Source organism: Nitrospirota bacterium, assembly GCA_040757595.1.
In the GTDB taxonomy this organism is placed as follows: domain Bacteria; phylum Nitrospirota; class Nitrospiria; order Nitrospirales; family Nitrospiraceae; genus JBFLWP01.
In genome coordinates this window covers 26,172-44,407 of record JBFLWP010000009.1, presented here as the reverse complement: position 1 = coordinate 44,407, position 18,236 = coordinate 26,172, and the positions used below count along the sequence as shown (strand labels likewise).

General features: G+C 65.8%; 21 protein-coding genes. 9 read left to right on the top strand and 12 right to left on the bottom strand.

Features of this window, described 5'->3' with window-relative positions; genetic code table 11:
* Positions 1-22: 22 nt before the first annotated feature.
* Positions 23-733 (top strand): uracil-DNA glycosylase, encoded by a 711-nt coding sequence (locus tag AB1411_09735; GenBank protein MEW6543876.1) that lies wholly within the window; start codon positions 23-25, stop codon positions 731-733.
* A 60-nt stretch (positions 734-793) separates the two neighbouring features.
* Here AB1411_09735 and fsa read toward each other — a convergent pair whose 3' ends face one another.
* The 3 genes from fsa to AB1411_09720 all read right to left on the bottom strand — a co-directional run bounded on the left by fsa (position 794) and on the right by AB1411_09720 (position 4,698).
* Positions 794-1,444 (bottom strand): fructose-6-phosphate aldolase, encoded by a 651-nt coding sequence (fsa, locus tag AB1411_09730; protein MEW6543875.1) that lies wholly within the window; start codon positions 1,442-1,444, stop codon positions 794-796.
* 90 nt (positions 1,445-1,534) lie between these two features.
* Positions 1,535-2,989 carry a porin gene (locus AB1411_09725; GenBank protein ID MEW6543874.1) on the bottom strand — a complete coding sequence of 485 codons (1,455 nt, stop codon included), beginning with the start codon at positions 2,987-2,989 and terminating at the stop codon, positions 1,535-1,537.
* A 2-nt stretch (positions 2,990-2,991) separates the two neighbouring features.
* Positions 2,992-4,698: a porin gene (locus AB1411_09720; GenBank protein ID MEW6543873.1), complete on the bottom strand. Its 1,707-nt coding sequence runs from the start codon at positions 4,696-4,698 to the stop codon at positions 2,992-2,994.
* 87 nt (positions 4,699-4,785) lie between these two features.
* On the opposite strand from AB1411_09720, the gene AB1411_09715 reads away from it, so the two are divergent.
* Positions 4,786-5,295 (top strand): hypothetical protein, encoded by a 510-nt coding sequence (locus AB1411_09715; GenBank protein ID MEW6543872.1) that lies wholly within the window; start codon positions 4,786-4,788, stop codon positions 5,293-5,295.
* A 4-nt stretch (positions 5,296-5,299) separates the two neighbouring features.
* Here the strand turns inward: AB1411_09715 and AB1411_09710 are convergent, their stop codons facing one another.
* The gene (locus AB1411_09710) at positions 5,300-5,836 is read right to left on the bottom strand and encodes a hypothetical protein (GenBank protein MEW6543871.1); all 537 of its coding nucleotides are present in this window, start codon (positions 5,834-5,836) and stop codon (positions 5,300-5,302) included.
* A gap of 280 nt (positions 5,837-6,116) precedes the next feature.
* Here AB1411_09710 and AB1411_09705 point away from each other — a divergent pair, with 280 nt between their 5' ends.
* Positions 6,117-6,683: a DUF3365 domain-containing protein gene (locus tag AB1411_09705; GenBank protein ID MEW6543870.1), complete on the top strand. Its 567-nt coding sequence runs from the start codon at positions 6,117-6,119 to the stop codon at positions 6,681-6,683.
* A 7-nt stretch (positions 6,684-6,690) separates the two neighbouring features.
* Here AB1411_09705 and AB1411_09700 read toward each other — a convergent pair whose 3' ends face one another.
* Positions 6,691-7,281 (bottom strand): PDZ domain-containing protein, encoded by a 591-nt coding sequence (locus AB1411_09700; GenBank protein ID MEW6543869.1) that lies wholly within the window; start codon positions 7,279-7,281, stop codon positions 6,691-6,693.
* A gap of 642 nt (positions 7,282-7,923) precedes the next feature.
* On the opposite strand from AB1411_09700, the gene AB1411_09695 reads away from it, so the two are divergent.
* From AB1411_09695 to AB1411_09685, 3 genes are all read left to right on the top strand, one after another.
* Positions 7,924-9,852 (top strand): ATP-binding protein, encoded by a 1,929-nt coding sequence (locus AB1411_09695; GenBank protein ID MEW6543868.1) that lies wholly within the window; start codon positions 7,924-7,926, stop codon positions 9,850-9,852.
* 3 nt (positions 9,853-9,855) lie between these two features.
* Positions 9,856-11,256 carry a sigma-54 dependent transcriptional regulator gene (locus AB1411_09690; GenBank protein MEW6543867.1) on the top strand — a complete coding sequence of 467 codons (1,401 nt, stop codon included), beginning with the start codon at positions 9,856-9,858 and terminating at the stop codon, positions 11,254-11,256.
* Between the two features lie 61 nt (positions 11,257-11,317).
* Positions 11,318-11,632 (top strand): hypothetical protein, encoded by a 315-nt coding sequence (locus tag AB1411_09685; protein MEW6543866.1) that lies wholly within the window; start codon positions 11,318-11,320, stop codon positions 11,630-11,632.
* A gap of 6 nt (positions 11,633-11,638) precedes the next feature.
* Here AB1411_09685 and AB1411_09680 read toward each other — a convergent pair whose 3' ends face one another.
* Positions 11,639-11,887 (bottom strand): YHS domain-containing protein, encoded by a 249-nt coding sequence (locus tag AB1411_09680; GenBank protein ID MEW6543865.1) that lies wholly within the window; start codon positions 11,885-11,887, stop codon positions 11,639-11,641.
* A 231-nt stretch (positions 11,888-12,118) separates the two neighbouring features.
* Here AB1411_09680 and AB1411_09675 point away from each other — a divergent pair, with 231 nt between their 5' ends.
* Positions 12,119-12,241, top strand: coding sequence for a hypothetical protein (locus tag AB1411_09675; GenBank protein MEW6543864.1), 123 nt, complete (start codon positions 12,119-12,121; stop codon positions 12,239-12,241).
* A 107-nt stretch (positions 12,242-12,348) separates the two neighbouring features.
* Entirely contained in the window at positions 12,349-12,531 is a 183-nt protein-coding gene (locus AB1411_09670) for a hypothetical protein (GenBank protein MEW6543863.1), read from the top strand.
* A 27-nt stretch (positions 12,532-12,558) separates the two neighbouring features.
* Here AB1411_09670 and AB1411_09665 read toward each other — a convergent pair whose 3' ends face one another.
* The gene (locus tag AB1411_09665; protein MEW6543862.1) at positions 12,559-13,269 is read right to left on the bottom strand and encodes a hypothetical protein; all 711 of its coding nucleotides are present in this window, start codon (positions 13,267-13,269) and stop codon (positions 12,559-12,561) included.
* Positions 13,266-13,604: a hypothetical protein gene (locus tag AB1411_09660; GenBank protein MEW6543861.1), complete on the bottom strand. Its 339-nt coding sequence runs from the start codon at positions 13,602-13,604 to the stop codon at positions 13,266-13,268. Before AB1411_09660 ends, AB1411_09665 begins: the two co-directional genes overlap by 4 nt.
* A gap of 298 nt (positions 13,605-13,902) precedes the next feature.
* Here AB1411_09660 and AB1411_09655 point away from each other — a divergent pair, with 298 nt between their 5' ends.
* Entirely contained in the window at positions 13,903-14,133 is a 231-nt protein-coding gene (locus AB1411_09655) for a hypothetical protein (GenBank protein ID MEW6543860.1), read from the top strand.
* A 75-nt stretch (positions 14,134-14,208) separates the two neighbouring features.
* Here AB1411_09655 and dapB read toward each other — a convergent pair whose 3' ends face one another.
* The 4 genes from dapB to lysA form a co-directional block, all read right to left on the bottom strand.
* Complete coding sequence (gene dapB / locus AB1411_09650; GenBank protein MEW6543859.1) at positions 14,209-15,012, bottom strand: 4-hydroxy-tetrahydrodipicolinate reductase; 804 nt, start codon at positions 15,010-15,012, stop codon at positions 14,209-14,211.
* A gap of 104 nt (positions 15,013-15,116) precedes the next feature.
* Complete coding sequence (gene dapA / locus AB1411_09645; GenBank protein MEW6543858.1) at positions 15,117-15,989, bottom strand: 4-hydroxy-tetrahydrodipicolinate synthase; 873 nt, start codon at positions 15,987-15,989, stop codon at positions 15,117-15,119.
* Between the two features lie 105 nt (positions 15,990-16,094).
* Positions 16,095-16,967 (bottom strand): diaminopimelate epimerase, encoded by an 873-nt coding sequence (gene dapF, locus AB1411_09640; GenBank protein ID MEW6543857.1) that lies wholly within the window; start codon positions 16,965-16,967, stop codon positions 16,095-16,097.
* An 8-nt stretch (positions 16,968-16,975) separates the two neighbouring features.
* Complete coding sequence (gene lysA, locus AB1411_09635; protein ID MEW6543856.1) at positions 16,976-18,235, bottom strand: diaminopimelate decarboxylase; 1,260 nt, start codon at positions 18,233-18,235, stop codon at positions 16,976-16,978.
* Between the last annotated feature and the right edge of the window lies 1 nt (position 18,236).

Sequence of the window (18,236 nt, the reverse complement as noted above, 5' to 3'; positions counted from 1 at the left end):
TTATGATAAACTCGGCGCCCCGATGCGGAGCCTGACCGTCCTCCATGAGCGGATCGTCCGCTGCAGAAAGTGTCCCCGCCTGGTCGCCTACCGGACGGCGGTGGCCCGGACGAAGCGTCGGCAGTTCCACGACTGGACCTACTGGGGCCGGCCGGTGCCCGGGTTCGGCGATCCGCGGGCCCGCCTCTTCGTCGTGGGCCTCGCGCCGGCCGCGCACGGCGGCAACCGCACGGGCCGCGTCTTCACGGGAGACCGCAGCGGGGACTGGCTCTACGAGGCCCTCCACCGGTTCGGCTTCGCCAGCCAGCCGCAGTCGACCCATCGGGGCGACGGGCTCCGCCTCATGGACTGTTACGTCGCGGCGGCCGTGCGCTGCGCGCCGCCGGGGAACAAACCCCTCCCCAAGGAGTTCGAGGCCTGCCGGCCCTATCTGCTGGAGGAATTGCGTCTGCTGAAACGGCTGCGGGTGGTGGTGGCGCTGGGCAAGATCGCGTTCGACCATTACCTGCGAGCCTGCCGGGCACTGGGCCGGCCGGTGCCGTCGCCGCTGCCCCGCTTCGGCCACGGGACGGTCTGCCGGCTCCCCTGGGGCGTCACGCTCATCGGCTCCTACCATCCCAGCCAGCAGAACACCTTCACCGGGACCCTCACGAAGCCGATGTTCCACGCCGTCTTCCGGGACGCCCGCCGCCTGCTGAAGCTGCGTCACTCGTCATCCGTCTCTCGCGAGTGACCGGACATCCCTCTTGTTCCATCGCGCTTCACGAGCGACGAATGACGAACCGCGTGCCCGCTATTTGCTCGCCGGGCTCGCGTTCCAGTCGGCCAGGAACTTCTTCAGGCCGATGTCGGTCAGCGGGTGCTTGTAGAGCTGCTGGAACACGGAATAGGGCATCGTGCAGATGTCGCCGCCCGCGAGCGCCGCCTCGACCACGTGTTGCGGGTGGCGGACGCTGGCCACCAGCACCTGCGTCTTGAAGTCGTAGTTGCGGTAGATCGCGACGATCTGGCGGATCAACTCCATCCCGTTGGAGCTGACGTCGTCCAGCCGGCCGATGAAGGGCGAGACGCACCAGGCGCCGGCCTTCGCGGCCAGCAGCGCCTGGGTGGGCGAGAAGCAGAGGGTCACGTTCACGCGGATGCCCTCCGCCGCCAGCCTCTTGGTGGCTTTGAGCCCCTCCGGGATCAGCGGGCACTTGACCACGATGTTCTTGTGGACCTTGGCCAGGTCCCGGCCCTCCTTCACCATGGCGTCCGCTTCGACGCTGACGACCTCGGCGCTGATCGGGCCGTCCACGATGTTGCAGATCTCGATCAGGACCTCCTTGAAGCTGCGGCCCTCCTTGGAGACGAGCGACGGGTTCGTCGTCACCCCGTCGAGGAGCCCCAGGCTCGCCGCTTCGTGGATTTCCTTCACGTTGGCGGTGTCGAGAAAGATCTTCATGGTCGAATCCTTTCGTGCGCCGGGCGCGAGGGCACCCCGGCAATTCCTGTATCGGCTATTCTAGGAAGAACTGAAGCCGAATGCAACGGCTCAATAGATCAAGGTGAAGCGGACGATCAGCAGGTCGGCCCGGTTCGAGGCGGAGAAGGCGGGCGTGGCGCCGAAGAAGTCCGTGTGCTCCCAGATCCCCTGGAGACGGAACTCCCGGCTCGCGTACCAATTCAAGGCAACGCTGGTCCCCTTGGCGGTCTGGGCGTAGAGCTGGGCGCTGGCGAAGCCGAGCCCGAAGGCCTGGGGATCCACCCGTTGCTCCGAATAGCGGGCTGCGATCGTCCAGGCCCCCCAGTTGCCGCTCAACGGCCTGGCCGGGTTGAAGGGGCGCTTGGGCGTCACCCGGATGAAGGCCGGCTCGTCATCAGTCAGGGCGAACTCGCCTTGGACCATCCAGGCCTCGTTCTGCACCGTGCCGGTCAGGCCGGTCGCCCGGTTGATCTTGGGCTCCCAGGTGTGGACGAAGAGGGACATCACCCCGAGGCGTCCCCAGAACCAGCTCATCTGCGGGACAATCCTGGTATGAAACCCGTTTCCGGTCACCGTGTCCTGATACTGGAAGATAATCCGGTCCTGCCCCATCGTGAGCATCGGCTGCTGGCCAGCCGTGTTGGTGAAGGCTCCGTACATCACTCCGACTCCGAATTCTAACTGTCGGAAGGCTCGTGGGCCTTGGAGGAGAAAGGGGGTGAGCATGAGTCTGGCCACCAGGTGCTTGTTGTTGTCAGCAGAGGGAGCCCCCAGGTTAGCAGGTCCGATCGCTTGTGGAGAGCCGTTAAATGCTCCCATATCGTAGCGGAGCTGCTGTCGGAACAGGCGGCCGGTGAGTTGGACGCCGAAGTCACGGAAAGGTACAAAGTTCTGGACAAGCGAGCGCTCGGCGAAGACTAAGTCGAATTCTCCTTGAAGCTTCTCCAAACTGAGCGCCGGTTTGAACTGCCCCACGCGCAGTCGCGCCAACTCAGACAGCTCGAAGTCGAGAAAGGCATTGTACAACTCCGTGCGGCGACGCGGGGCCAGATCGGGCATGATCTGCCCGCGCACGAAGCGGCCAATCCGGAAGTCCAGGATTGGGCGCACGCGTCGAAATTCGAAGCCATCCGGCTCAGTGCCCGGATCCCGCCCTGTCCTGCCTCCAGGAAAGGCGTTGTACTGTGCTTGGATACCACCATTTAAGTGAAGCCGGAAGAGGCCGTCGGTGGAATAGAGGAAAAAGCCCCGTTCCTTCAGCTCCGGCGACCAGCCCAGACCCCGTTCCATAACGCCGCGGCCGTGTCCGCGCCCGACGGCGAGCGACTCCAGCACGCTCAACCGGCGATCCAGGTCGCGGAGCTGCTGCCTGGTGGAAGGAGACAGGTGCGGGCGCGGCGGAGAGGCTTCGGATGCCCGGCTGGGCCCCTGGACGGGCGGCTTCTGCTCCGAGCCGGTCGGCTCGGCCGCCGAAGCCAGCCCGTGCAGGGCCAGGCTGAGGAGCAGGAGGGCGAGCAGCCGCACGGCTAGAACACCAGTTGCGTGCGGAACAGGAGGCCGTCCTCGTGGCTGGCCGCATGGTAGGCCCGGCTCGCGCCGGTGAAATCCGTGTGGACGAAGTTGGCCGTGATCCGCACGTTCGCGTTCAGATACCAGTTCAGGCCGACCGTGGTGCTCTTGGCGCGCAGGACGCTGACTCCGGGATCGGCGAAGTTGTACGTATAGGTGGCCGGGTCGATGTTCAGTTGGGCGTAGCGGACGGCCAACTCCCACGCGCCCCACTGGCCCTTCGACGGGTCGACCGGGTGCCGCGGCTCGATGCGGCCGAACGTGGCCGTGTCGTCGGTGAGGAGGACCGACACCTGTCCGGACCAGGCGTCGTGCGTCAGCGTGGCCGTTTGTTGGTTGGCGACGTTGATCATTTCCTGGGTGCTGCGGACGTACTGGCCCATGACGCCGACCCGCCCGCCGTACCAGGCGATCTGGGGGGCGAATCGCAGCCGGGTGCCGTTCCCCTGCACGTTCACCGCACTGGTGGACTGGTATTGGAAAAACGTGTAGCTGAAGGTCTCCGTCTGCATCTGGTCCTGCCCGCTCGCCTGCTTGACCGATCCCACGCTCATGCCGACGCCCAGGCCGAGCCCGCGCAGCCAGTGGTCCCCGCCGACAAACGGACGGCTGAAGACCCGGGCCTCCAACGTCTTCGCGCTGCTGGTGGCCGCGCTCTCCTGGTAGAAGTTGGCGTTCGGCGAGCCGTTGAAGACGCCGAGCTGGTATTCCAGGAGGCCGTGCTGGAAGGCGCCCCAGACCATCGCGCCCAGATCCCGGTTGGGGAGCAGGTTCCTGGTGAGCGACCGCTCCATGAAGCTGAGGTTCTGCGGCGCCTGGAGCATCTCCAGGCCGATCGGGCTCTTGAACTTGCCGACGCGGACCCGGAAGGCGGGGAAATAGTCCCACTCCCCGAAGGCGTCGGGCGTCTGCACCCGGCCCTGGACCAGCGGGCTCTGCGTGAAGCCGTTTCCGAAGTCCGGCGTCATGAGCCCGCGGAAGTAGCGCCAGAGCCGGAAGTGGATCATGGGACGAACCCGCTGCAGGATGAAGGTACTGGGACTCACGCCGGGGTTCGCCCCGTTCTGGCCGCTCGGGAAGGTTCGGAGGTCGGCCTGCAGCAGGGCGGGGATGCGGAGGAAGAAGTCGCCCTCGCTCGACATGAGAAAGAACCCGTTGCGCCGCGTATAGCCACCAATGAGGCCGGCGAGGCCTGGCTGCTCCTCGGTGCCGACCATGACCTTTTCGAGCGCGGCCACGCGTTCGGAGAGGGCCTTAATCTCCTTCTCCGTGGCGGCCTCGCTTCCCTGCGGCGGGGCGGGGGCCTGTTTCGAGGGAGAAGGAGGCTCTTCTTCCTTCGGCTGCTGCTTGGAGAGCTGTTTGAACGCCTGCCGGAGCTCGTCCACTTCCTCGAAGTCGACGGCGCCCGCGGTGTCGCGCTCATCAGGGCCCGGCTCGGGAAGCGGCTCCACCGGCTTCCTCTTGGGCTTGGCCGGCTCCCCTTTGATGATCTTCAGACGCTTCCGCGCCTCCTGGACCCGCTCTTGCACAGCCTCCAATTCGGTCTGTTCGATGGGGGGGAGGTCGTCGTAGTAGGTGAAGGTCGGTTCGCCCGCCCATGCGGCGGACGGCGGGACCGTCCCCAGGAACCAGCCCAGGAGAAGGGCTCCGATCCGAGGAAGCACAGGGAGGACGTGTCGTGCTATGATTTTCATGGCTCGTTCATCCCTTCGCTCGACCATTCATTCCATGCTTTGAGAAAGGCGGGTGCCATGGCAGCGGATGACATCAAAGCGGACCGACCGGGGCTCTGTCTCATGGCCATGCTCCTCTGGCTTTCAGCCTGTGCAACTAGCGAACCAGGTCCCCCGGCCGACTACTTACGGACGCCTCAGGGGTTTGCGGAGTGGCAGCAGAGGGAGACCGTCCTCAGGGGCGACGCGCAGACCGCCCAGAAGCGGTACGGAAGAGAGAACTCGCTGGACATGTTGCAGGGATACGAGAATGCCGTGCGGGCCTATCTGGACCACGGATTCGGCCTGTACCGGGCCTATCGGTCCGCCAGGATGGACCCGCCTGAGGACTTGATCCCGTCCCTGGCGCAGCGCACGGCCTGGCTGTTGGACGTGGCGGATGAGTATGTCAAGCAGGGGAGCCCGGCGATTGCCGAGGGACTGGCCGACGAAGTGGTCCTCAAGTATTCGGATCTTCCGGAGATGACGCCCGCGCAACGTCGGGCCGAGGCGCTGCTGCTGCGGTACCGGTACCGATCGGATTATTGAAGCCTCATTCCTCCGTCACCACGGTCCATTCCACGAGCCGTCCGTCCCGGAAAACCAGATCCCATTCGTGCAAGTGGTCGAGCACGGAAACGTAACGAAACCGCTCCAGGGGTCCCACGGCGAAACTCTCGGCCGGTCTCCCGTACAGTTGAAGGACTGCTTCCTTGGTGGCGCCCAGGTACAGACCTTTGCCGGTTTTCACGGGCAGAACCCGGCGCACGGGGGCGTAGCAGACCCCGGCGATCGGCGGGTCCTTGGAGACCGTGATGGCGTCCACTCGGCCATCCACCTCGAATCTGAGAAAATAATGCCCGTCCGATCCTTGGACGTTATAGAGATAGGACACTCGTTCGCCGGACATGGACGGCAGGAGGCACGCCGAGGCCCCCAGCTTACGCTCCAAGTCGTCGGGACGATCCTGCCCGACGACAACCGTGGCCAGTTCCCGATCATCCGGTCCGTCAGTCGGCTCGGCGGCCCATCCCGCACTGCCCCAGCAGAGCAACACCGCCGCGACCCACACCCAAAGTCTGCTGCCCATGACCCTTTCCCCCTCAATTCAGGTCACGCCTATAAGACAGCAATCCGCGTGCCATGCGGGGAAGGCTTGTCCCGGGCCTTCTTTCAGAGGTGCGGACACGAGTCATGAGCGGATTTGCACGGTCCGCACCGTGCGAAGCCATCCCTCGGCTGACGGGGTTTCCCCGCCAAGTTTGAAAGTCAAGGCACTGGGTCCGGGAGTTGAATGTCCGGGACAGGTCGCGCGATTCAAAAGGAGCGACGTGCACGGCGTAATTCATCGCTGACAAGGAGGGAGCGGAGTGGAGCGCAAACGATGGCATTGGGGGTTGGTGGCGCTCGCGGTGGGGCTGGCGGTGGGCGTCCCGTCGGGCCGGTCGGCCGAGCCATCGAAGGAGCAGACGAGGGAACTGGTGGTCCGGTACGTGCTCTCGACCGTCCACGCCTTTCGCACGGTCTACATGAACTACGTGGTCGAGCATCTGGCCAAGGCCGGGATCATGCCGAAGGAGGACTGGAACAAGCACGGCCATGCGGTCATGCTGCCCTTTCAGTTCGTGAAGCTGGCGGCACGGGAGGTCAAGGCCGACCTCAAGGATTTGGAGATCGGGCTCATCTCGCTGACCCCCATCTATACCTCCAACTTTCCCAAGACTCAGGCGGAGGTGGACGCGCTCAAGAGGCTGGCGGCGGATCCCCGACGGTCCGTGCTGATCTTCGGAGACGGCGACCAGGTCAAGGGTGTGATCGCGGACGTGGCGATCCAGCAGGCCTGCGCGGATTGCCACAACCAGCATCCGAACAGCACGCGACGGGATTTCAAGATGGGGGATCTGATGGGAGCCGTCGTCGTCCGGGCGGACAAATGACCGCAGGCTAGAAGCGCACGTGCCCGGTCGGGCCGAGCGTCAGCGGGCCGCAGGGAACCACCAAGTCTCTTCCTTGGCCGACGATATGCCGGACCAGGAGCGAGCCGCTGGGGTGCTCGCGCAGCACGGCTGAGGTCCGGAAGCGGGTGCCGTTGCGGAGCACCTCTATCAGCACGGTCTGCCCGGCTTGCAACTCGTTCATCGCCTCCAGAAGCGGCTGAGGCGAGAGGATCGGCTGTCCGTCCAGGCTCACGAGGATATCCCCGTCCACGAGCCAGTGGATCCCATCCACCGTCACGTCCAGGTTCCCGACCCGCAGCCCGGCCTGGGCTGCCGGGCTGCCCCGCTCCACGTCCTCGACCAGGAGTCCGCCCCTGACCGGCAGGCTCAGCCTCGCCACGATGTCCTCGTTCAGAAGCATTCCCGAGACCCCCAGCCAGGGTCTCGTCACACATCCTTCCTCGGAGGCGAGAACCGGCCGGGGCCATTGATGCCCGTGGGCGGTCTCCAGGCTTTCCCCGCCCTCCGCCCAGAACAATGCGGAGGCCGACAGGCTACAGGCAGCGAAGATCAGGGTCAGGATGCGCCGTCTCTTCATCGAAAAATCCTGAGGGCGGGAACGTCCATCGTCAACGGGCCGCCCCGCTTCCACATCGCTCGACTACCCATGTCGCGTCACGCTGAGCCGCCCTGCCCACGACTTGCAGAAGCCTGGCCGCATCGTAGGGCTTGGCACCCAAGCATAGGCGCCTCCCTGGATCACCAGCCGTTGCGTGTCGTCGGTCTCCTTGGAGAGGAAGACGACGGGAATCGCCGGCCATCGGTCGCGCACGACCGTCCAGGCTTCCTCCGCCCGGTTGATGAAGAGAGATGCTCGAAACTCCCCCGCAAGTCCCGGTCCCGTATTGGAAAAAGATGAAGCGACGAAACACCTGTGAAAAACGGCGAAAACGAGGCGGGTACGTTGATTCTGCTACCTGCGGACGGGGTCAGAACGGTCGTCGCACAGTGCGGGCCGTGCGAAATCGCACGATTTGACCGATATCACGCCGGGCCAGCGTCCGGATCGTCCGGTGATCGCTCCCGCCTGATTGGCACCGGCCTTGCTGACCTCATGCCCCGGCTGTCAGGGGCCGACGAGCGCATCATGCGCCGTCCGGATCGGGCCGATTGCGCGCCGGACGGGTGCTCCGGGGGTGGTTTGACAAAGGCTTTTGGCGGTCCGTACGATACCTAAGCCATGAAGCGACCGTTCCTTTTCCTGCGAAATCTTCCCATCGAACGCAAGCTGCTGCTGACCTCCGTCGGACCCATTCTCTGGGTCGTGTTGTTGAGTGCCTTCACCTATCAGAGCGTCCAGACCTATGCGGAAGACGAAGAGCAGCTGAACAACGCCTATCTCGTCCAGAGGCGAGCTGCCGAGTACCTCAGGCTCGTGGTGGATCTGGAGACGGGGTTTCGCGGGTTCGTGCTGACCAAGCAGGAGCTCTACCTCAGGCCGTACTTGAAAGCGAACGACCGGATCCAGACCGTCGGGGACACGCTGGAGCTGATGGTTCACGATCGCGCGGTGCAGCACGCGCTCGTCAGGGAGGTTCAGCAACTGGTGAAGCGGCTGATCAGCGACAAGGAGCGGCTCATCGCCGCGATCCGATCGAGCCACGAGGTGGACGCCCTGCACTACATCGAGCAGGGTCGCGGCCGGGAGATCATGACGGCCATCCGGGAGAAGATGGATCAGTTCGACCGTCTCGAGCAGGATGCGCTGAATGAGGCGCTCACCAAGCTCTCCCGCGATCGGTCGTTCCTGCTCCTCGTCATCCTGGGCGGCGGGACGTTGGCGCTCCTGTTGATGTTGGTCACGCTGCATCTCATCGCCCGTTCGATCACCGGCCCGCTGGTTGCGCTGGCCAAGGCGGTCGGCTCGGCGACAGGCGGCGCCGTCCCGGACGTTCCGGTTCTTGATCGGGGCGACGAGATCGGAGGCTTGACGCGGGTGATGGGCGCGATGAGCGCACAGATCCGCGACCACATCGCTCAGATCGAAAAGTCGGAGGCCGAGCTGCGGGCGGTCAACCAAAACCTGTCGGCCTCCGAGGCCAATTACCGCAGCATCGTGGACCATGCGCCGATCGGGATCTTTACGACGAAGGGGATGCCGATGGTCTTCGCCAACCGATACAATCGGGCCCTGGCTGGGCTCGACCCGGATGAGGAAAGCGATCCCGAAGCCATCAGGCAGGCCATTCACCCGGAGGACCGGGAGCGGGTTCTCACCGAGTATGCCAAGGCGGTCGAGCAGGACCAGCCCTACGAGACCGTCTTCCGGTTCCTCCATAAGGACGGGACGGTCAGGAAAGTCCTGAGCCGGCGGATTCCGATCCGGAACGCCGAGGGGCAGACCGTCATGTATCAGGGGTTCAATGTGGATATTACGGCCCTGGATCAACTGCAGTCCCGGTTGAATCGTGCCGAGCGGCTGGCGACCCTGGGGCAGGTGGCCGCAGGCATTGCCCATGAGATCCGAAACCCGCTGGTCGGGATCGGCTCGACCCTGGCCCTCCTGCTGGAGGAGACGGATGCATCCGACTCGCGGCGCGCTGATCTGGAGACCATCCTGCGGGAGGCCAAGCGACTGGACCGGATCGTGAACCAGATCATCGATTATGCCAGCCCGCGCCAACTGGCGCCGATGGAGTTCGCCCTGGAGGAGCTCGTCCAGGAGGCGTTGGCGCTCCAGAACGGCGCACTGGCCAAGAAACGGGTCAGGGTGGAACGGCAACTGCACCCCCATTTGTCTCGACTTCACGCCGACCGCGATCAACTCAAGCAGGTGCTGATCAACGTGTTCCAGAACGCGGCGGAGGCGCTGAACGAGGTCGGCACCCTTCGCATCACGGCCTTCGACGTCGCCCGCGAGCAGGAGGCCGGCATCTTGATGCGGGTCGCGAACACGGGCCGCCTGGTGGCGCCGGGGGATCTCCCCCGGGTGTTCGAGCCGTTCTTCACGTCGGGCAAGCACCGGGGCACGGGGTTGGGACTGGCGATCTGCCGGAAGATCATCGAGGCTCACCGGGGCACGATCGAGCTGGACAGCCAGCCGGGCGTGGGGACCACAGTCCAGATCTGGGTGCCGCGGCGGCAGCCGATGCCGATGGGCGGGTGCTGATCCATGCACGCGACGATCTTCGTGACGGATGACGAGCCGGCGATCCGGTCCGTGATCGTGCGCCGGCTGGCCCGGCGCCGCCACCGGGTTCTCCCGTTCGAATCGGGGGACGACATGCTGACGGCGCTCGAGCAGGAGACGCCCGACATCGTCCTCCTGGATCTCAAGATGCCGGGATTGTCGGGCCTTGACACGCTCAAGCGCGTGAGGCAGCAGTGCCCGCAGACGCTGGTGATCCTGTTGACCGCCTACGGCACCGTGCAGGACGCGGTTGAAGCCATGAAGCTCGGCGCCCACGACTTCCTGATCAAGACCGTGGATCTGGAGAGCATGGACGGCGTGGTGGAACGGGCCCTGGACTTCCTGACGCTCCGGGACCGGGTGCTGTATGAGATGGAGAACCGGGGCGACCAGTACGCCCTATCCAACCTGGTCGCGAACAGCGCGAGCATGAAGCAGTTGGTGGCCCAGGTGCGGGACGTGGCCCAGAACCCCAAGACCACCGTCCTCCTTCTGGGCGAGACGGGCACCGGCAAGGAGTTTCTCGCGCGCGTCCTGCACCACAACGGTAGCCGTGCGGGAGGGCCTTTCGTCGGCGTCAACTGTACGGCGATTCCGCGCGAGCTCTTCGAGAGCGAGCTCTTCGGCTACGAACGCGGCGCCTTTACCGGCGCCACCCAGCGCAAGCTCGGGCTCCTGGAGCGGGCGGAGGGCGGGACCCTCTTTTTGGACGAGATCGGCGACCTGGACCTGGCGATGCAGGCCAAGCTGCTGCGCGTTCTGCAGGAGCGGACGTTCAGGCGCGTGGGCGGAACGGACGACATCGCCGTGGACTTTCGGCTGATCGCGGCCACCAACCGGGACCTCAAGAAGGAGGTCGCGCGCGGGGCCTTCCGCGAGGATCTCTTCTTCCGTCTGAACGTGGTCTCCTTCGAGCTGCCGCCGCTCCGCAGGCGGGCCGAGGACATCATCCCCCTGGCCATGAAAGCGCTCGTGCGGTACGGGCAGGAATTCGGGAAGGATGTCCAGGACATCGATCCTGCGGCCCGGGCCGTTCTGGAACGGTACTCCTATCCGGGAAATATCCGGGAGCTGCAGAACGTGATCGAGCGGGCTGTGATCTTCTGCCACGGCAAGACCCTCGCCCCCGATTGTCTGCCGCGGGAACTGGGCGAATCGGCCCGGCGGGTCGCCTCGGCCGTCAACCAGGGGGGGGAGCCGATCGTCCGGGTGGAGATGGCGTTGGGCAAGGAGTCCCTGGCCCAGGTGGAGCAAGCCATCATCGAAGAGGTCCTTCGGGTGGCCGACTACAACAAGAGCCAGGCGGCGAAATTCCTGGGACTGACCCGGTTCGCCTTGGATCGACGCTTAAAGAAGATCTCCGACGCGCCGAGCGAACCCTGAATCTTACGAGCGCCGTCCAGCCAGTCGGCTTGGAGCGGCGTCAATCGGCAGGAAGGATCCCATGCGACGACTCACCGGATTGGTCCTGGCGCTGATCGTGCTGGCCGGGTGCGGCGGAAATCCCTATCTGGACGCAACCTTGCAGCCGGCCGAATTCGAGGGGAAGGACAAGGCCTGGTTCGAGAAGAACTGGGGCCCCCCCAGCGGGAAATCTCCGCGTTTTTTCGGCGGCGAGACCTGGACCTACTTCCGCATCGCGGGGGGGGAGACCAGCCTCCTGCCCTTGAACTTTACCTTCACGCCCAACCAGTGCCAGATCACGCTGAAGTTCGGGGAGGACGACCGGCTCAGCTCTTACAGCTACTCCGGCTGTTAGCTCGCGTCAACCGGAGAGCTGCTGGCGGAAGGTCTGGGCGCAGTCGTGGCTGCAGAAGTAGTAGGTCTGGCCTCCGATGCTCGCCTCGACGGCCGCGCCCTTCGGCACGTACATCCGGCAGACCGGGTCCTGCACCATCTGATCCCTGCCGGTGAGCGCCTGGTCTTTCCGTCGTCCCAAGAATTCCCGCACCGCGCTGCGGAGCAGGAAGTAAAAGATGATCAGGAGTCCCAGAACGAGCAGCAACCGATACATAGAGCCATCCCCGATCAGGCTTGCCCATCCTAGGAAGACCCCGGGGCCCTGTCAAGCCGGCTCCCGGTGGAATCAGCCGGAGGAAGGGTCGGCCTGGGCCGAAGGGCCTATGGGTCGGTCGGAAACGGGGTCCTTTGCCCTCCGGCGGCGGGGACTTCAGACCGATGGAAACGCCGCCGGCCGAGTGTTAGCTTGCTCGTCATGCGTATCTGTGACAAGTGCCAAGGAACGATGCTGTTGGAGCGGGCGGTGGACCTGGATGCTGGGCTCGCCATCACCGTGTTCGCCTGCCTCAACTGCGGCCGGCGCAAGGCCGCGGAAAACCAGCCTCGGCCTTTGACGGCCCGACACTGATTCAGCTCCCGTCCCGAGCCTGACCCGCGAGAGGTCCTCCGCCCGACGGCGGAGAGGGATTGGTTCACCCTGGCTCGGACGAGACCAGATAGGAGCATGCTCGTTTTATGAGGCCCTCCGTCAACAGGATCGCCAGCGTGCCCATGACGGCCCTGGTGTGCTGCCCCCAATGCTACCGGTTGATCAGCTACGACGCCGGCCAGACCGTCGTCCGCTGCCATGCCTGCGGGACGAAGGTCAAGGGACAGAACCTTCCGCCCTCGCTCGGACCCTCTCCGAGCGCCGACTGACCCGGTCACAGAACACTGCCTGGGAAGCTAGGGCCGGGCGAGGAAGGCCTTGATGTCTTCCGTCAGGGGGACGGCTCGGGCCGGATCAATCTTCGCCGCGATGCCGGACAGCAGCTCTTCCAGCTCCAGCCGGTAGTTGTCGATCGGCTTCTTCCCGACGGAAACCAGCCGGACGAGCCCGATGGGCCGTGCCGCGTCGCTGATCCAGACATCCAGCTTCTGTTCCGGACGATCCATTCGGTAATGGCGGCAGGTCACGGTGCCTGCCGGAATCGTGACGGCCTCCGGCCCGATTTCCTTGAGGTCGGTTCTGCCGCCTTTCAGATCGGCTTCCGAGAGCAGGAAGAGGCCGACGTCGAGGTTGCCGGTGCCGGCCAGGGTCTTCTGCGGCAAGGGCATCGGGGCGCGGCGTCCGACCTGGATGTACCCGGCCTCCACCTGCGGCTTCGAACCCCTGAGAGACAAGCTGAACTGCTGCCAAAGCGGATCGCTGAGCTGGGCGGAAGCGAAGACCTCCACGATCACGCGAGCGGCGGATTGATCCACCGTGACCAGACCGACCTGCAGGTCGCTCACGCTGCCCTGGGCGTGGAGCTTGAACCGGGACCCGTTCCCCTGCTCCTTGGCCAGACTCGCGAGCGACGAGTCGCCCGTCCACGCCGACGGCGCCAACCCCGCCGTCATCAGGAGGGCCGCTGCCAGGCCGATGCCGGCGCTGCTCACCGACCGAGACGTCATCGGGTCAATTCCTCCAGCGCGGCGTCCCGCTTCTTCACGTTCTCCTTGAGGACCTCCAGTTGCTGCTGGATCTCTTCGTACATCTTCCGCTGCTCGGGCGTCAGCCCTTCCATCTCGCCTCCCTGGGACGAGAGCGGCTGCCCCTTCAGGTCCCGGCGCTTGAGGGAGTCCCCAGCCCTCGGCTGGCCCGCCTCCTGCGCCTGCTGGAGCTTCCGCTGCAGGGCCTGGATGTCGGGGGCCGCGGGGTTCGGCTCCTGGGCGGAGCCGGATGGCTGGAAGGGCAACAGACCGACAACCAGAACCGGCAAGATGAGTCGGAGGCACGCTCGGATCATGGGGGACTCCTTAGTTGGGATGGCGGAGGATAGCCTAGGCCGGCGGAGGGGTCCTGTCAAGCAAGGGGGTGGGAAGTTGACTTCCCTGCCCGTGCAGGAGCAAGATGCTTCCACGGACGATTGTAGGAGGGCGAGTGATGGCGCCGGGGAAGGCTTGGCTCCAGCTCCGGATCTCCTGCTCCAAGACGCCTGTCGTCGAGCGCGCCTTCACGGGCTCCTTGTGCCCGTGGAGGCGTTTTTCTTTTCGGGGAAGTCACGCGGCGGGGCTGCGGAAGGAACCTTCACAAGGAGGGACGCTATGAGACGATTCGTCGGTGCGGTCTCGGGACTGGCATTCGCGGTGATGCCGACCGTGGCCTCGGCGGAAGGGGCCGGCGGCACTTACCGGGGCATTGCCTCCATGTACTTCACGCTCATCACGGTCGTCCTGGTATTCGGCGTGTACGACGTCTTCGGGAAGAAAGCGATGTACGTCGCCGCTCCCATCATCGCCATCGGAATGTATCTCCTCCTGCCCAAGGGGGGATGACCGGCTGAAGAGAAGCGGAGGGGTTTCGGAGGGGCGTCGGCTCGTCGGAGGGGTCGGCGCCCCTCCGGCTTTTTGTCAGCGGAGTCCCAGCACGTCCATCATGTCGTAGAGCCCGGGAGGCTGCTTGACCGCCCAGCGGGCCGCCCGCAAGGCGCCGCGGGCGAAGGTGTCGCGGCTCTGCACCCGGTGGGTCACTTCCACCCGCTCGCCCATCCCGCCGAACAGGACCGTGTGGTCCCCCACGATGTCGCCGGCCCGGATGGTCTGGATCCCGATCTCGCCCTTCTTGCGCTCCCCGATCAGGCCCTTGCGGGCGTAGACCCCGACCTGCTCCAGGTCGCGGCCCATCGCGCGAGCCAGAACCTCGGCCATCTTCAGCGCAGTGCCGCTCGGCGCGTCCTTCTTCAGCCGGTGGTGCGCCTCGACGACCTCGATGTCGTAGTCCTCCCCGAAGGTCTTGGCCATCTCCGCGATGACCTTGAAGATGATGTTCACCCCGACGCTCATGTTCGGAGAGAAGACGCAGGGGATGGAGCGGGCCAGAGTCCGCAGCTCGTTCAGCTCGGGCGCGGTGAACCCCGTGGTGCCGATCACCATCGCCTTGCGGTGCTGGGCGATGATGCGCAGGTGCTCGAGGGTCGCGGCGGGTGTCGAGAAGTCGATGACCACCTCGCACCGGTCCATCAAGGCCGAGAGGTCGTCCCGAATCGTGATGCCGGTGCGGCCGCAGCCGGCCGCCTCACCCGCGTCCTCGCCGACGGCCACGTGCCCCTTGCCCTCCACCGCCCCGGTCAAGGTGAGGGCCGCGGACTCCCTGAGCAGGCAGACCAGCCTCCCGCCCATCCGACCAGCCGCCCCGGCGACGACGACTTTGATCATAAGCTCAGTTCCTGAGCCAGGCACGGGGCTCGGGGTACGAGGCTAGGGGTCAGTTGACGGTCCGACCACTCGCCTCGCGCCCCGCGCCTCTCGCCCGCCTGGGTTCAAATGAGTCCGTAGTCCTTCACCACCCGCGCCAGCTTCTCCCGGTTCTCGGCGCCGATCGGCGTCAGCGGGAGGCGGATCTCCCCGTCGCACTTCCCCATCATCGCGAGGGCGGCCTTCACCGGGATCGGATTGGTCTCGTAGAACAGCGCGGTGAAGAGGGGGTACAGCTTGTAGTGCAGCCGGCGGGCCTCAGCGTAGTCGCCCGCCTGAGCTGCGTCCACCATGGCGGCCATGTCGGCTGGCGCGATGTTGGCGGTGACGGTAATCACCCCCTTGGCGCCGGCGGCCATCATCGGGAGCGTGAGCGGATCGTCGCCGGACAGGACGGTCATCCGGTCCCCGCAGGCCTGGATGATCTCGCAGACCTGCTGCAGCGATCCGGCCCCTTCCTTGATCGCGACGATGTTCCGGATCGCCGCCAGCCGCGCCACCGTGGCCGGAGCCATGTTCACGGCGGTCCGGCCCGGGATGTTGTAGAGGACGAGCGGGAGATCCACCGCCTCGGCCACCGCCTTGTAGTGGCGGAAGAGCCCCTCCTGGGTCGGCTTGTTGTAGTAGGGGGTGATCAGCAGGGCGGCGTCAGTCCCGGCCGCCTTGGCGTGCTTGGTCAGCGCGATGGCCTCCTCGGTGCTGTTGGAGCCGGTGCCGGCGATGACGGGGACGCGGCGCCGGACCACCTCGACGGTGAGGGCGACGACCCGGTTGTGCTCCTCGTGCGAGAGCGTGGCGGACTCGCCGGTGGTCCCGCAGGGCACGATCCCGTCCGTGCCGTTCGCAAGCTGGAACTCGATCAGATCGCCCAGGGCCCGCTCGTCCACCCGTCCGTTCCGGAACGGGGTCACGATCGCGACTAATGAGCCGGTGAACATAGATAACCCCTTGGCGCGGGGCGCGGGGCGCGGGGCCAGCGGGTCATGACCACCGCGGTGCGGTCCCCCTTGCCACTCGCCTCTAGCCTCTCACCCATCTTCATCTCATTTCCACGCGTCCGGCAGCATGCGCCCTTCATACACCGCCCTGGCGTCCCCCTGCAAGTAGACGTCCGTGAACCGGTCGCCGGCCGTCCGAAAGTAGACGGTCAGCTCCAGCCCGCTCTGGGGAATCAGCGTGACCGGCGACTCCACCTTGGCCACCAGGCTTGCGATCAGGGCCGAGGCGATCGAGCCGGTCCCGCAGGCCAGGGTCTCGTCCTCCACGCCGCGCTCGTAGGTCCGGATGCGGATCCGGTGCTGGTCCAGGACCTTGATGAAGTTCACGTTCGTACCCGCCGGCTGGAACAGCTCGTGGTAGCGGGTCGGCCGGCCGATGCCCACCACGTCCACCTGGTCCGGGTCCTCCACGAGGTAGACGCAGTGCGGCACGCCCGTGTCGAGGAAATGGGCGGTCCGGTCCGTTCCACCGACCGGGACGCGGAGGTGCAGCCGGAGGCCGGTCGGGTCCGGGAAGCGCACCTTGACCGCCTCCGGTTTCTTCCTGGGCGCCGCCGGCACCATCTCCGCCTCGATCATCCCGGCCAGGGTCTCGAAGCGCATCTGCCTGGGGGCGATCCGCTTGAGGTAGGCGAACCGGGCGGCGCACCGGGCGCCGTTCCCGCTGAACTCCGCCTCGCTCCCGTCGGCGTTGAACAGCCGCCAGCGGAAATCGGCCTTCCGGCTGGGCTCGACGAGGATGAGCCCGTCGCCACCGACCGACATCCGGTGCGTACAGACCTTGGCCGCCAACTCGCCGGCCCGGCGAGGGTCCACGACCTTCCGCCGGTTGTCGATCAGGATGAAATCGTTCCCGCTGCCCGACAGCTTCATGAACGGGATCGGCTTCCCGTTCGCCTTCCTGCCCTTCACGGCCATGTCGCTCCTTACTTCAGAAACTCCGGAATCGCCTCGCCGCGCACCAGATCCTCGTAGTCCTCCCTGGCCCGGATCACGTGAATCTCCCCGCCCTTGACCAGCACCTCGGGCACGCGGGGCCGGGAGTTGTAATTGGAGGACATGACGAACCCGTAGGCACCCGCGCTCATGACCGCCAGCAAGTCGCCCGGCTTGGCCTCCGACATGGCGCGGTCCTTCGCCAGAAAGTCGCCGGATTCGCACACCGGCCCGACCACGTCCACCGTGGCCTTCTTCGCGTGCGGCGCCTCGCGCACGGGCTTGATTTCGTGGTAGGCCCCGTAGAGGCTGGGCCGGATCAGGTCGTTCATCGCCGCGTCCACGATGACGAACTTCTTGGCCTCTCCTTCCTTCGTGTAGAGCACCCGGGTGACGAGCACGCCCGCGTTCCCGACGATGACGCGGCCCGGCTCCATGATCAGCACGCACTTGAGGTCGCGCACCAGCGGGGAGATCGCCTCGGCCAGCTGCTGCGGCCTGGGCGGCGCCTCGTCCGAGTACGTGATCCCGAGCCCGCCCCCGATGTTGATGTAGCGGATGTGGGCCCCGTGGGCCTGCAGCTTCTCGACCAGGGCCAGCACCTTTTTGAGCGCGTCCACGAACGGCGTCACGTCGGTCAACTGGGAGCCGATGTGCTTGTGCACGCCGACCACTTCGACGTGCTTGAGCGAGGAGGCCAGCTTGTACTCGTCCAGCGCCCGCTCCGCGCTGATCCCGAACTTGCTCTTCTTGAGCCCGGTGGAGATGTAGGGGTGGGTCTTGGGGTCGATGTCCGGGTTGATCCGGAGCGCGATCCGCGCCTTTTTGCCCGTCTCGGCGGCCACCTCGTCGATCGCGCGCAGCTCGGCGGAGGACTCCACGTTGAACATCAGGATGTCCGTGGAGAGCGCGTAGCGGATCTCCTCCCGGCTCTTCCCCACGCCGGCGAAGACGATCTTGGAGGGCGGGATGCCCGCCTTCAGCGCCCGGTACAGCTCCCCGCCGGAGACGATGTCGGCGCCGCTGCCCTCCTTGGCCATGAGCCGCAGGATGGCCAAGTTGGAGTTGGCCTTCATCGCGAACGCGACGACGTGCGGGACGCTCTGGAAGGCCCCGTCGAAGGCCCGGAAATGGCGGACCAGGGTCGCGTGGCTGTACACGTAGCAGGGCGTGCCGACCTCCTTGGCGATCCGGCCGATCGCCACGTCCTCGCAGTGCAGCTCGCCGTGCTGGTACTGGAAATCGTGCATC